At 65.3% G+C, this 13,268-nt stretch carries 11 protein-coding genes; all 11 read right to left on the reverse strand.

All coding sequences use genetic code 11. From position 1 onward, the window contains the following. Positions 1 to 187: 187 nt before the first annotated feature. On the reverse strand, positions 188 to 1,465 hold the full coding sequence (locus ASE31_RS29950) for a type II secretion system F family protein (RefSeq protein ID WP_057206786.1): 1,278 nt from the start codon (positions 1,463 to 1,465) through the stop codon (positions 188 to 190). A 22-nt stretch (positions 1,466 to 1,487) separates the two neighbouring features. Further along, positions 1,488 to 3,227 (reverse strand): GspE/PulE family protein, encoded by a 1,740-nt coding sequence (locus ASE31_RS29955; protein WP_082604444.1) that lies wholly within the window; start codon positions 3,225 to 3,227, stop codon positions 1,488 to 1,490. Beyond that, the gene (locus ASE31_RS29960; RefSeq protein ID WP_057206788.1) at positions 3,211 to 4,758 is read right to left on the reverse strand and encodes an ExeA family protein; all 1,548 of its coding nucleotides are present in this window, start codon (positions 4,756 to 4,758) and stop codon (positions 3,211 to 3,213) included. The genes ASE31_RS29955 and ASE31_RS29960 overlap by 17 nt, the downstream gene beginning before the upstream one ends. Then, positions 4,755 to 5,747 carry a tetratricopeptide repeat protein gene (locus ASE31_RS29965; protein WP_057206790.1) on the reverse strand — a complete coding sequence of 331 codons (993 nt, stop codon included), beginning with the start codon at positions 5,745 to 5,747 and terminating at the stop codon, positions 4,755 to 4,757. Before ASE31_RS29965 ends, ASE31_RS29960 begins: the two co-directional genes overlap by 4 nt. Further along, positions 5,744 to 7,567 carry a pilus (MSHA type) biogenesis protein MshL gene (gene mshL, locus ASE31_RS29970; RefSeq protein WP_057206792.1) on the reverse strand — a complete coding sequence of 608 codons (1,824 nt, stop codon included), beginning with the start codon at positions 7,565 to 7,567 and terminating at the stop codon, positions 5,744 to 5,746. The genes ASE31_RS29965 and mshL overlap by 4 nt, the downstream gene beginning before the upstream one ends. Positions 7,568 to 7,702: 135 nt before the next feature. Continuing rightward, positions 7,703 to 8,302: a hypothetical protein gene (locus ASE31_RS29975; RefSeq protein ID WP_057206794.1), complete on the reverse strand. Its 600-nt coding sequence runs from the start codon at positions 8,300 to 8,302 to the stop codon at positions 7,703 to 7,705. After that, on the reverse strand, positions 8,299 to 9,615 hold the full coding sequence (locus ASE31_RS29980) for a hypothetical protein (protein ID WP_057206796.1): 1,317 nt from the start codon (positions 9,613 to 9,615) through the stop codon (positions 8,299 to 8,301). The genes ASE31_RS29975 and ASE31_RS29980 overlap by 4 nt, the downstream gene beginning before the upstream one ends. After that, positions 9,612 to 10,115, reverse strand: coding sequence for a hypothetical protein (locus ASE31_RS29985; protein ID WP_057206798.1), 504 nt, complete (start codon positions 10,113 to 10,115; stop codon positions 9,612 to 9,614). Before ASE31_RS29985 ends, ASE31_RS29980 begins: the two co-directional genes overlap by 4 nt. Beyond that, positions 10,116 to 11,060 (reverse strand): type II secretion system protein, encoded by a 945-nt coding sequence (locus ASE31_RS29990; protein WP_057206800.1) that lies wholly within the window; start codon positions 11,058 to 11,060, stop codon positions 10,116 to 10,118. It abuts the gene before it with no gap. A gap of 63 nt (positions 11,061 to 11,123) precedes the next feature. Then, positions 11,124 to 11,987, reverse strand: coding sequence for a type II secretion system protein (locus ASE31_RS29995; protein ID WP_057206802.1), 864 nt, complete (start codon positions 11,985 to 11,987; stop codon positions 11,124 to 11,126). A 22-nt stretch (positions 11,988 to 12,009) separates the two neighbouring features. After that, positions 12,010 to 12,846 (reverse strand): type II secretion system protein, encoded by an 837-nt coding sequence (locus ASE31_RS30000; protein ID WP_082604446.1) that lies wholly within the window; start codon positions 12,844 to 12,846, stop codon positions 12,010 to 12,012. Between the last annotated feature and the right edge of the window lie 422 nt (positions 12,847 to 13,268).

The raw sequence follows: 13,268 nt of genomic DNA on the forward strand, positions 1-13,268 counted from the left end.
CACGCCTACGGCGAATACCAGCGCCAGCACGAGCAGGCCAGCGGCACCGCCGATCAAAACACCCTTGCGCATCATTGCTCCGTCCCAATTTTCACACCCACGCCAGCAAGGCGGCATGAAGCAAGCGATTCACACGCCCGCAGCAGAATGCAAAACGCCGTGTCAGAGGCGAAAAGGCTTTCAGCCTTCATTGCCCGCCTCCCAGCGTATGCCCGACCGACTGCCGCACCAGGTCGTACACCGGCAGCAGCAGCGCCACGATGAGGAACAGGAACAGACCGCCGGCGATCAGGATGATCACCGGCTTCAGGATTTCGGCCAGCGACTGGACTACTACTTCCAGGCGCTTGCGGTAGTCTCCGGCCAGGTGGGCCAGTTGCTGGTCCAGGCTGCCGGACTCCTCGCCCACCGAGATCATGCGCACCGCCATGGCCGGGAAGCCGCCCACACGGCGCATGGAGGAAGACACCGATTCACCACGCGACACCGATTCGGCCACCTGGATCAGGCGGGTACGGTAGTAGCGGTTCTTGGTGGCGCGACCCAGGATGCGCAGGCTGGACACCAGGTCTACCCCTGCACGCACCAGGATGGACAGGTGCTCCGTCATGTGTGCCATGCCCGAGGACACCAGCAGCGTGCGCGAGATCGGCAGGCGGTGCAGCAGGTTGTAGGTGGCCAGCTGAAAGCTTTCCGAGCGTTTGAACAGCACGGTACCCGTGATGGCGACCACGGCGACGACGAGCAACACCCAGGGCAGGTGGGTCGAGAGCATGTTGGCGAACGAGACCAGGCCTTCGGTAATGGGCGGCAGCTTGGCCTGCATCTGCTTGAACAGCCGGGCCATGTTGGGCACCACGTAGTAGATCCAGAAGATCGCCACGCCGATGATGGTGGCGAACACGAAGGCCGGGTAGATCAGCGCGGTCTTGATGTCGCGCTTGATGTTGATCATGCGTTCCACGTGCTCTGCCGACTCGCCCAGCATGCGGTCGAGCGTACCCGTCTGGTCGCCGATGGAGACCAGGTTGCGCACGGTCTCGGGGAACACGTCGGGGTGGCGGTTGAAGGCCTCCGTCATGCCCACGCCCGCGTTCAGGTCGTCAAGCATGTTGCGGGCCACGTAGGCCATGGCGCGGTTCTCGCTGGTGTCGCTTTCGTCCACCAGGGTCTGCAGCGCATCGAGCGCAGGCACGCCGGCACGCATCATGAGGCCCATGTCGCGCAGGAAGCCCGCCAGGTCTTCGCCGCGCACCTGGCGGCGAAACACGTGCATGAGGATCTCGGAAAAGAAGGCCAGCCAGGCAGGAAAGCGGAACAGGCTGAGCACCGTGCCATCGGTGTCCGATTCGATGCGCATGCGCACCGACACCTCGCGCTTGACCGCCAGGCGCAGCAGGCCCGAGCGCACGCCGCCATGCGGCAGCAGCACCCGGTAGTAGTAGGTATTGAGGGATGAGGCCATGGGTGGTGTCCGCCGAAACGGGTCAGTCCTCGCCCACCGTGCGCAGGATCTCTTCCATGGTGGTCTCCCCCGCCAGCACGCGGTTGCGCGCCAGGGTCAGGATGGGGCGCATGCCGGCGCCCATGGCGCGCTGGCGGATTTCCGCACGCGTGGCGTCGGAGGCGATGGCGTCGGCCAGGTCGCGGTTGACGACCAGCATCTCGTACACCGGCAACCGGCCCAGGTAGCCGGTGTCGCGGCAGTGGTGGCAGCCCGCGCCGTGGAACACCTGCGGCGTCGAGTCGGGGTTGGTCAGGCCCAGCCAGCGGCGTTCATCCTCAGTCGCCAGGCGCGGCTTGGCACAGTGCGGGCATATGCGGCGCACCAGGCGCTGGTTGATCACCGCCACCAGGTTTTCGGCAATGGTTTCGGTGTCCACACCCAGCAGCTTGAGCCGGGGCATGACACCGAAGATGCTGCCCACGTGCAGGGTGGAGAGCACCAGGTGGCCGGTGGACGAAGCGTCGAGCGCGGCACGCGCGGTCTCGGAGTCGCGGATTTCACCCACCAGGATGATGTCGGGGTCATGCCGCAGAAAGTGGCGCATGGCGTTGGCGAACTCGTAGCCCGCGCGGCGGTTCACCTCGGTCTGGCAGGCCACGGGCACGCGGTACTCCACCGGGTCTTCCACGGTGAGCACGTTGCGCTCGATCAGCGGCTGCATGCGCAGGGCGGCATGCAGCGTGGTGCTCTTGCCGGAACCCGTGGGGCCGGTGATCAGGATCAGACCGTGCGGCTTGGCAAAGGCCTTGGCCATCACGGTCACGTCTTCCTGCAGAAAGCCCAGATCGGCCAGCTTGTCCAGGCTGCTGCGCTCAGGCAGCAGGCGCAGCACCATGCGCTCGCCGAATTCGGAGATAAGCGTAGACACGCGGATCGTGTAGTTGTGCTCCATCACCTGCGCGGTGAAGCTGCCGTCCTGCGGCAGGCGCTGCTCGCTGGCGTCCATGTCGGCCTGCAGCTTGACGTAGACCACCAGGCGGTCGAGTGCGGGCGACAGGGCGAACACCGGGCGCAGCACGCCGTCCACCCGCAGCAGCACCGAGCGGCTGCGCGCCGTGGGCGCCAGGTGGATGTCGGTGGCGCGTTCGCGCACGGCCAGGTGAAGCATGTGTTCAAGCAGGCGCGCCGGGCTGTAGGCACGGTCGATGTCGGCTTCGAGCTTGCGCACCTCGCTCTCGACCAGGCGGGTGGGCGGGTTGTCGGCAAAGTAGTAGTGCTGCTGGATGGCCTGCGCCACGCTGTCGAACTCGCCCTGGAAGAAGTGGCAGGACTTGCCCAGCTTGCGCAGCACCAGTTCGCGCACGGCGTCGGGCTGGGCATCGCCCAGCACCACCTCGATCTGGCCTTCGTGCTCCCGCACTGGCAAAAAGCCATAGGTCAGGCACAGCGAGCGGTTGAACACCGCTGCCACGGCCGGGTCGGGCTCGGGCATCTCGGCGGCGTTCACGAACAGCAGGCCGCGCTGGCCGGCGAGTTGGCGGGCCACCTCGTTGGCACTGGCAAAGCCCAGTTCCACGAGCAGGTTGCCCATGGGCACCTTCTCGATCTTCTGCTTTTGCAACACGTAGTCGATCGCCACGGATGAGACGACGCCAGCATTCACCAGCGCCGCCCCCAGGGAAGGGCTTTTCTCCTGCAGGGCAGCCAGGCGGTCGGTGACGGAAGTGCCGGGCGGCAGCGAAAGGGCGGCGTCTAGCACCGGGTCAGCGGGCGGATACATTCTGCTGCTCCAAGATAAAGAAAGTCAGTTCGTCTGGTTTGCCCGTGGGGGCCAACCCGTGTTGCAGCTGGAAGCGGGCAAGCGCCTCCCCCGTCTTGGAGCCGAAAAAGCCGTCGTCCAGCTCGCGCGGATCGAGCAGACCCAGGCCCTTGAGCTTGAGCTGCACGTTGCGCGTGGCCTGCTGGGCCGCCAGGATGTAGCGCGCCTCGCTGCGGCCCAGCCACGCCACCCATGCATCCTTGCCCTCGGTAAAACGGCAAACACGGGGCATGGGCTTGAGCGCATTGGCATTGGCGCCCAGGGGCTGCGGCAGGCGCTGCACCTGCAGCACGTCGTCAGCGGTGGCAATGGCCTTGAGCTGGGCTTCGCAAGCAATGCGGGGAGAAACTTCGGCCACGGACACGGTCGCAGACGCTGCAGCAGCGCTGGGGTCAGCGGCCGCCGATGCGGCTACGGCAGGTGCGGGCTCTGCCACCGTCGGCATCTGCGTGACGGGAGCCGGCGTTGGCGCCTCGGGCGCAGCCTTTGGCACTGGCGCCAGCGGGTTCTTCGGGGCGGCATCGACCACCGGCAGTGCACTGCCGCCGGAAGAAGACAGCCCCCAACTGGCCAGCGCCAGGGTGGCCGTGGTTCCGGCCACCAGGCCGGCAGCAACCCAGGCCCAGCGGCGGCGTGGGCGTGCCACGGCGGCAGCGATGGTGGCGGCGTCATCACCCAGCGCCGGCATGTCCGACACTGCGCGCTGCACCAGCGCGTCGGTGATCACCGAGCCGCGGGTGCTGGCCAAGCCGTACAGGCAGCGGTCCAGCACCAGGTGGATCTGGCGCAGGTTGCCCTGCGTGACGCGGTAGACGATGTCCACGGCGGCGGGCTCGATGGACAGGCGCCCTTCCGCCCCGGCGGCATTGACACGGAAGTCGAAGTACCGGGGCATCTCGTCCTTGTGCAGGCCCGACAGGCGGGCATGCTTGACGATGCGGCTCTTGAGCTGGCGCAACTCGGGCGTGGCCAGGGTCTCCTCCAGCTCGGGCTGGCCTACCAGCAGGATCTGCAGCAGCTTCTCCTGCCCGGTTTCGAGGTTGCACAGCAGGCGCACGAGTTCCAGCGACTGCACGCTCAGGTTCTGCGCATCGTCGATCACCAGCAGGCTGGTTTCATCGGCCTTTTGGCGCGCGATCAGGAACTCCGTCAACCGGGCGAGGCCCTGCTCCACCGAGTCGCTGGGGGGCAGGCCGAAGTCGCTTTGGATGGCCGAGAGCAGTGCGCTGTCCTGCAAAAACGTGTTCAGGATCAAGGCCGAGCGGCAGTTCTTGTCCTTGAGCGTATCGAGCAGGCGCCGCACCATGGTGCTTTTGCCCAGGCCCACCTCGCCCGTGAGCAGCACGAAGCCCTTGCGTGCCTCGATGCAATGCGCGACCTCCGCGAAATCCTCTTCCAATCGGGGCGTAAAGAAGTACGAGCCCGCATCCGGTGTGGGAGGGAAGGGATTGCGCGACAGACCCAGCGTCGCGTAGACAGGGCTGGTGCTCATTGGCGGGCGTTGGGTGTGAACTGGCCCAAGGCCGAACGCAGCGCAGCCGAGTCGGGAGACAGGCGCAGGGCGGCGCCCAGCGTCGCACGGGCCTCCTCGGGCTTGCCCCTGCGGCTGTGGATGCTGGCGAGGTTGATGGAGGCCTCTTCATCGCCAGGCATGCGGTCCAGGATGGCGCGGTACTGCTCGGCAGCGGCAGCATCGTTGCCGGCGCGCAGGTCGAACCAGGCCTGGGCACGCAGCAGGCCCAGGGAGCCGGCAGGCAGGCGCGACTTGAGGGCGGCCAGCTCGCGCTCGGCATCGGCCGTCTGGTTGTTCTTCATGGCGGCCACGAAGCGGGCGAAGCGCAGCTCCACAGGCGTTTCGTCCACCACGGGCGCGGGGGCTGGCACCACCACAGGCGGGGCGACCGCACGCGGGGCATGGGCGGGGCGTGGCGCTGCCGCAGGGCGCGGCGTGGCCGGGCGAACGTCGGCCTGGCCGGTGGCGGCCTGCGCGACCACCACGGCGGGTGCGGACACCGGTGCGGCGGCGGGGGCTGGGGCGGCCTGGACCTGCGCAGCAGGTGCCGGCGCTGACGGCGCGGGCGCAACCGAGGAAGGCATGGGGGCTGGCGCCGTGGCGGCAGCCACCGCAGCGGTCTGCGCACTGGCAGCAGGCGAATCGACCACCGGCGTGGCACCGGCAACCGCCGGCACCTCCACCAGCGGCTGCGAGGCCGCCAGTGCCGGCAGCATGGCCACCGGCGCGGCCGGTGCCGCCGCAGCCACCACGGGCGGCAGTGGCTTGGGTTGCTTCTGGCTTTGCCACAGCACCCAGCCCAGGCCACCGGCGACTACCACGATGGCAAATGCCAGGGCACCATCCAGCCACGCAGGGCGGCCGCCGCGCGGGGCGGTGACAGCGCGAGGCCGGGCCGTGGCAGCGGGCGCAGCAGGGGATGCCGTGGCCGTGTCCATGGATTTCAGTGCGTCGTGGATGAGGCTCATAGCACACGCACCCGCAGAACGATGACCAGCTCACGGCTGTTGTGCACCTTATTTTCGTTGCCGAACAACTTGCCCAGCAGCGGCACGTCGGAGACACCTGGGGCACCGCGGTCGTTGTTGGAGTTGCGCTGATCGATCAGGCCGCCCACCACCACCACGTCGCCGTCACCCACGTTGAGGGTGGTTGTCAGGCCCTTGTAGCTGACCTTGGGCAACGATATGAGGTTCTCGCCCCCCACCGCCACCAGTTGCAGGCTGGCCGGGTCCACATCGCTCTGCATCGGGTTGAGCATCAGCTCGATACGGCCGTCTTCACGCACCATGGGGAGTACACCGACCATGACGCCAGAAAACACCGTGTCGGTTTGCACGCTCGACGAGGTGGTGGATGCGCCGCCGCCGGGTACCGTCTGCGTGGAGGCCGATTGCGATACATAGCGCGAACTGGTGCCCACCGACAGCAGTGCCGGCGTGCCGTTGCGCACCTGTATGTTGGGGTTGGACAGCACCTTGAGGTTGCCAAACGCGCGCAGCGCATTGATGACGATGCCGTAGTTGCTACCCTGGTAAGACGCGCCAAAGGCAGGACCGGTCAGGCTGCCGATGAGCGCGGCGGGGATCGAGATGGCGCGTGCAGGGTAGCCGTTGCCCGCATTGGGCAGCGTGCCGTTGCTGCCGCCCAATTGCATGGGCGAGGAGCCGAAGCCCGTGGCCAGGCGGCTGCGCAATGAATTCCAGTCCACACCGAACTCGAAGTTGTCACCCAGCTGCACGTCGATCAGCTGAGCCTCGACATACACCTGCTTTCCCAGCACCTTGTGGATCTGGGCCAGCATCTTCTCCACCGTGCGCATCTTGGATGGGCGCGCCTTGACGTAGAGCGTGCCGGTCTGGGAGTTCAGGGTGAAGCCGCCCTCTTCCTTGATGGTGGTCACCGATGGACCTAGCGCCCCGGGCCCCCGGGCCACGTTCGCCGCGCCTGTTCCATTGGGGGCAGGTGTTCCCGTCCAGGCCGAAGGCGTGGATGGGGAATAGCCCGGCGCCTGCACGTTCGCGCCCTGCTGCTGTTGCTCCAGGCGATCCTTGGCGTCGTCTTCCAGAAGGGCCTTGAGCGCGCTGGCCACGTCTGCGTAAGGATCGGCAGAGCTGCCGCCGGAGCCCGACATGGTCAGGCTGCCCTGCTGGGCGCCCGAGCCGCCGCTGGAGCCACCGCCGCCCCCGCCGCTGCTCCCACCGCCGCCTCCATTGCTGCTGCCGAATACATTGCCCCCCGACCCCATCTGGATGCTGGACTTGGTGTTCAGGAAGTTGAGCGAGAAGAACTTTTCCTCGGTCAGGCTCACGCGCAGCGTGTTGCCGCGAAACTCGCCCGCCACGTCGTACGTGCGCATCACTTCGTTGAAGCCTTCGCGCAGGGTCACCTGGCGCAGGTACATGTCGGCCAGTTGGCCGCCACGCAGCACGTTGGGGTCCACGATCAGGTTGAGGTTGCCGGCATCGGCGAATGCGCCCAGGATCTGGCTGATGCTGGCCTTGGACATGGCCACGTTGATCAACTTGCCTTCGAGCGGATCGAACACGGGTGCCATCGGTGCGATCACCGGTGCCGGTGCGGGCCTGTTGAGGTCTGCCAGCAGAAGTTGCTGGTGCTCCAGCAGGCGCTTGGCCTCGGCCACCGCGTTCTCGCGCATCTGGTCGGCAGCCGCGGTGTCCGGCGCGGGCAGGCTGGAGGCGCTGCGCGGCGGCCCATTGGCGCAACCGCTGAGAATGAACGCGGCGCACACCAGGGCCAGGGGCTTGAAGATCGGAGGATGGGTCATATCGCTGTCCTTGGCACCGCTTGGGTGATTCATGGATTTCTTGAAAATGGGTACGTTCTTCTGTGCGCGAAGTTCAGACTGCCGGGCACATCCGCAGGCCGCAGGAGCGCATGGACGCTGCGGCACCTTTGCTCATCACGGCAGGCTCCTGATAGGGCCCTGGGCGTTGTCCGGTGCCGTGCCGGGCACGCCGGCCTTAAACTGCTGGCTGCTGATGCTCGCCAGCGAGCCATCGGGCCAGCGCAGCGTTCCGACCCGAAGCCCCACTTCGGGCAAGGTCAGCGTCTGGCGGCCCAGACGCTCGGAAATCACGACCCGGTTGGGCTCCACCTTGGTGATGCGGCCGCCTTCGGGCAGGCGCGCACCCTGGCGGGCCAGGCGGTCATCGATCACGACGGATTGCGTCTCTGTGGCCAGGTTGTCCAGGTGCAACGACATCGAACGCATGGGCATCTGCACGCTGCCGACGATCTCGCGACCCGGTGCGGGCAGCGCGATCAGGGTTTGCGGGTCCACGCCCCGGCCAGATGCCTGCTTCTGAATGCGGGCCATTGCGTCGAAAGCATCCGCCACCCGCGCCTGGTCGGTGCGCAGCGCCTCAGGCAAGGCTGCCAGCGACATCTCAGGCGGCCGGACGTTGGGCGTGCGGGCTTGGACCAGTTGCACCACGCCGTACATCGCCCATCCGAGCAATGCGACGGCAACCACATTCAAGAGCAGTGCTGCGTATTTCATGGTTTCATGTTCCCGGGTGCGGCAGCCTTGGCAACCAGTTCATAGGAGAAAGCGCCTTGAGAAGATTCGGCAGGGTCCATGGCCTTGAGCGTCCAGCCAGCGGCGGACATCAGGCTCACCCAGCGGGTCACCGATGCCGAGGCTCCGGGCGCGACCACGCCATCCACGCGGAAGGCACGCGCGCGGTTCGGGTTCTGGTTCTGCTGGGTGGCCTCCAGCTTCACCCGCACGATGCGGATGTCACTGCCCGTGGACGACTTGAGCACGGCCAGGAAGGCCATGGGGTCGTAGCGGGCGCCCTCGTCCAGCGTGCGCGAAAAATCTGCGACGGGAAGCAATTGCTGCGGCGCCTGAACGGTGGTCACTGCCTGGATGCGCTGCTGCATTGCCGCGAGCTGCGCGCGCTGGCTCTGGCCTTCGTCGCGCTGGGCATCGGCCTGCTGGCTGGTGAATGCACCCACGGCAACCAAGGCACCGCCAACCACCGCCGTGAGCGCCGTAATCGACGCCACCCAGCGTTCCGCACGCCAGGCCACGCGCTCCGCAAAGGGATTGAGGGCATGCCGGCCTGCAGCGTCGCGCGCCAGCGCGGGCATCACCGTCTGCACCCGCTCGCCGGCCAACGACAGCTCTGCAGCCTTCATTACCACAGGTGCACTGCCCAGCACGCCCTGCAAGGCCGATACACAGATCTCACCATCGGCGGGCTGGGTGCTCCACAAGGCGCCCCACTCCACCGCATCGGGCCCCAGGCGGCTGAGCAGCGCGCTCTGGTTGGCCACCAGCACCTGGGCAGAACTGGTCATGGCCGACGCGCCCGAACCTAGTGCCTGGGTGGAAGCGAACACCATGCCCTCCTCGCTGTGGGCAAAGCACATCAGGCGGCGCTGCGAGAGCAGCAGGCGCGCCTGGCCCGCGTCCACGCCATTGCACAGCAGGCCGCCGGTCGTCATCACCAGGCAGTGGTCGTTTTGCTCCTTAGCCCACTGCGAGCTGCGTTGCCACAGATCCAGCGACACCGCGGAAAAGAAGGCCTGGAACCCACCTGGCACCTTGAGCAGGCGGTGCATGATGATGTGGGCAGAGCCCTCCACCAGGCCTTGCGTGCGCACGCGCTTCTCGATCAAAGCCGTGGCGTATTCGGACTTGCCTTCGAAGCGCCAGACATCGGTGAAGACGTCGTCCAGGTCCAGCACCACCAGCGCGGTATGCGTGAGCCGGGGCCAGGCAGGCACTTCCTGTGCCTGGTGGCCGTGGCAATGCACCCACCCTGCATTGGCGACGCGGTAAACATGTTCGGCGGCAGCGCTCATGGCATGGTCCTGGGCGGTGGGGCGACGGAAACCGTCTGGAAATACAGCGTGCCGCTGGCACCCAGCGTCAGCCCCTTGTCACCTGGCTGCGGCATCTGGAAGAGACCCGTTTCAGGGGACAGGGTGGCGACCTCGAAGAGATCGGCAACGAAGATGGATCCTGCACCGCCACGGCCCAGCTCGCCCAGGAACTGCGCAGCCTCCACGCGGGTAGCCGGCCCTGTCGTGCGGCGCAGCTTGCGCTCGCCCCACTGCGCGGGATCGAATCCCAGGCGGTCTACCTGCTGCGCCACCTGCTTGAGCGATTGCACAAGGCGCTCGCGCTGCTCCACCTCGGGCATGAGGTTACGGGCGCTGTCCAGGCTCTGGCGCAATTGGGCGGTCTGCTGGCGCTCGAACGCCAGCCGCTTGAGCCCACTTTGCGCCAGCCAGGCGCCACCAGCCAGCAAGGCGGTGGCCAGGGCCAGGGCCCCGAGCTTGACGGTACGGGTGCCGTTCAATTACTGCTCCATGATCCAGTGGGCGGTCAGCAGGATGACCTGGTCTTCGTCGTACGTGCGGCCCGTGGCCGTACCGCCCGCGTTGCCAGGGGCGTTGACAACAACCTGGCGCGTATTGCTGGTGTTCATTTGAGTGCTGCCAGCACCACCCACGTTGATCGCTACACCCTCGGTATTGTTCGCCTCCCACTGGGTGCCCGGCCCATTGGCTTCCGTCGCAGTCGACGTCTGTGCTGGACGGCCCTGAATGCGGAAACGGCCTTCACGAGAGTCAGGCTTGCCATCGATCACTTGGTCCATGTAGCGCGCCAGGTCGGGCGTGAGGCCACGGATCACCATCACATTGCCTGCACCGCTGGCGACGCCAGCATCATTGAACTGGAAGCAGACCTGCAGTTCGGCAGGGTTGCCATTGGAGTCGATGTACAGGAAGCGGTCTTCATGCCCTTCGCCTCGGCCTGGAGGCATGCGCACACCGGCACGGGTCATCAGGTCACGCAGGTTCAGGCCTGCCAGGGCTCTATCGCCCTGCCCGACGGTGTCGGCGGCATACCCTTGGCCAGCGCAAATTTTGGAACCACGACCCGTGAAGCTAGCCGGGATACCTGGAACGCTCATGGAGCCTGCGCGAGTGCAAGCGGCGCCGCCACCAGCTCCGGCACCGGTCACTGTCGTTTCGGAACCATCCACCATGTAAGTGGGGGCCTGCTGGCAGTCACCCACCACACCGCCGGTGCGCTGGTAGTACTGGTCGTAGGCCATCTTCCACTGATAAGCGAATTTGTTGATCGCCTTCTGGTACTCGGCATTGCGCTGCACATCCTTGGCAATGGCCACGGCACCAATGATCAGGCCGATGACGGCCAGCACGATGGCCAGTTCCACCAAGGTGAAGCCTTGCTGGACTTTGCGGCCCAGGCTGCGAAACGATTGCATCTTTTTCATCGAAATCTCCGACGAGGTTGAATGGGGGTTTGAGAGAAAAATGACTGGCGGACGCGCAGCCGATTACTGGTTCATCTTGTAGATGGCGGTGACGATTTCCACTTGGTCTTCGTCGAAGCTACGGTCGTTTCCGGCGGCGCCTACACCGGCCACACCCATCTGGTCACGGTTGGTCCGGTTCCATTGCTGGCCTGGGGCGTTGATCGCGCCGCCAGCGTTGTTCAGCACACCCTGGCGGCGGAAGCGGCCTTCTCGCTCATCGGGCTTGCCGTCGATCATCTGGTCGAGCGAACGGGCCAGATCGGGGGTCAGGCCGGTGATGACCATGACGTTGCCCGAGCCCTCGCCCACAGCAGCATCGGCACCACCATCGGCCAGCGGCACGTTCCACTGGAAGCACACCTGGATTTCCTGGGGGTTGCCGTTGCTGTCGAGGTACACATAACGGTCTTCCAGTCCTTCTGCACGGCCTGGGGGCATGCGGATGCCGGCACGCGTCATCAGGGTCCGCAGGTCCTTGTCTGCGGCCGCATCAAATCCACGGGCCTGGCCCGGTCCTGCAGCACCACGGCAGATGGGCGCCGGAGCCGTAACGCCGGACATGTTGCGACCGGAACGAACATCTCCGGGTTTGACAGCAGCAGCGATGAATGCTGCGCCATTGACCATGTTCTGTGGAGCCGTCTGGCTATCAGCCAGCACCACACCGTTGCGCTGGTAGTACTGGTTGTACGCCTGCTCCCACTGGTCGATGAACTTGTTCTTGATCTTGGTGTACTCGGCGTTGCGCTGCACATCCTTGCCGATGGCCACGGCACCAATAATTAAGCCGATCACAGCCAAGACAACGGCCAGTTCAACGAGCGTGAAGCCTTGCTGGCGAGCCGAGCGCAGGCCGCGCTGGGGTTTCTTGAAGAAGTTTTTCATGATGGTGTTTCCCTGGCGCGGCTTACTGGTTCATCTTGTAGATGGCGGTCACCGTGAAGACCTGCTCTTCATCGCGCGACTTGCCGTCAGTACCTGCAACGGGCGTAGCCCCCTGGCCCGACGTGTTGTTGGCAAACCATTGCAGGCCGGGCTGATTGGGGGTGCCGTTGTCGACGCCTTGGCGGCGGAAACGGCCTTCCTGCTCATCGGGCTTGCCATCGATCATCTGGTCCAGCATGCGGGCCAGGTCGGGCGTCAAACCGGAAATCACCATCACGTTCCCCGAGCCTTCAGCCATCGAAGGGTTGTTCCACTGGAAGCACACCTGAATTTCCTGCGGAGCACCGTTGGTGTCGGTGTAGACGTACAGGTCTTCCTGACCCTCGGCGCGGCCTGGGGGCAAGCGCACACCGGCCTGGGTCATCAAGGTCCGAAGCTGGCCCACAGCGAAACCAGTGCGCACGTTAGCGACTGGAGTACGTTCGCAAACGGGCGCAGGCGGAGTGACAGCAGTCATATTTCCACCCGACAGCGGAGTCGTGGCAGGCACCGTGACCGTACCAAAGGCTGTGCCATTCACCATGATCCGCGGAGCAACCTGACTATCCCCCACCACCACGCCCGTGCGCTGGTAGTACTGGTTGTAGGCCTGCTCCCACTGGTCAATGAACTTGTTCTTGATCTTGGTGTACTCGGCGTTGCGCTGCACATCCTTGCCGATGGCAACGGCGCCGATGATCAGGCCGATGACGGCCAGAACGACCGCCAGTTCCACCAGGGTGAAGCCCCCCTGTGCGGCCTTTTGGCCGGCTGAGCCATGTTTGCGCCGCGAAGGCAAGTGGGAAAAAAGTGGTCGCATGACGTCCTCAGGCGTTGAAAAAAGAGCACACAGGAAAGATTTCTGAATGTAACGACTGTAAACAATGCATAACTGAAGTCAAGAAAAAAACAATCACTCTTTCGGGTGGTTTTCGGTCGGTTTTTCCCGCCTCGGCGGCACCCCGATTTCGCCGCCGAAAAGGCTGTTTTCATAGGAGAAACGAAGGTAGTTACAGCATCCTTCACGCCTCTGAAAGCGGTAGCGAAGCATCCCCCATCGCCTTGCAATTAGCCATAGTGCTTATGTATTAGAGTGGCCACAAAATACAAAATAAACAACTGAAATCAAAATCCAATAGATTTCACAAATCGAATTGGCGTGGGAAATCGGTCTGAAAGTGGCCAGAAATCTGTTAGCGCCTGCGCTGTAGAAGGAATGGCAGCCCCCCCCCCCCCCCCCCC

It is taken from the genome of Acidovorax sp. Root217 (assembly GCF_001428645.1).
GTDB lineage: Bacteria > Pseudomonadota > Gammaproteobacteria > Burkholderiales > Burkholderiaceae_C > Acidovorax.

What these genes read in the sequence shown, in the direction of transcription:
- ASE31_RS29950 (WP_057206786.1), bottom strand. Translation starts at nt 1,465, where the DNA reads ATGGCCTCATCCCTCAATACCTACTACTACCGGGTGCTGCTGCCGCAT.
- ASE31_RS29955 (WP_082604444.1), bottom strand. Translation starts at nt 3,227, where the DNA reads ATGTATCCGCCCGCTGACCCGGTGCTAGACGCCGCCCTTTCGCTGCCG.
- ASE31_RS29960 (WP_057206788.1), bottom strand. Translation starts at nt 4,758, where the DNA reads ATGAGCACCAGCCCTGTCTACGCGACGCTGGGTCTGTCGCGCAATCCC.
- ASE31_RS29965 (WP_057206790.1), bottom strand. Translation starts at nt 5,747, where the DNA reads ATGAGCCTCATCCACGACGCACTGAAATCCATGGACACGGCCACGGCA.
- mshL (WP_057206792.1), bottom strand. Translation starts at nt 7,567, where the DNA reads ATGACCCATCCTCCGATCTTCAAGCCCCTGGCCCTGGTGTGCGCCGCG.
- ASE31_RS29975 (WP_057206794.1), bottom strand. Translation starts at nt 8,302, where the DNA reads ATGAAATACGCAGCACTGCTCTTGAATGTGGTTGCCGTCGCATTGCTC.
- ASE31_RS29980 (WP_057206796.1), bottom strand. Translation starts at nt 9,615, where the DNA reads ATGAGCGCTGCCGCCGAACATGTTTACCGCGTCGCCAATGCAGGGTGG.
- ASE31_RS29990 (WP_057206800.1), bottom strand. Translation starts at nt 11,060, where the DNA reads ATGAAAAAGATGCAATCGTTTCGCAGCCTGGGCCGCAAAGTCCAGCAA.
- ASE31_RS29995 (WP_057206802.1), bottom strand. Translation starts at nt 11,987, where the DNA reads ATGAAAAACTTCTTCAAGAAACCCCAGCGCGGCCTGCGCTCGGCTCGC.
- ASE31_RS30000 (WP_082604446.1), bottom strand. Translation starts at nt 12,846, where the DNA reads ATGCGACCACTTTTTTCCCACTTGCCTTCGCGGCGCAAACATGGCTCA.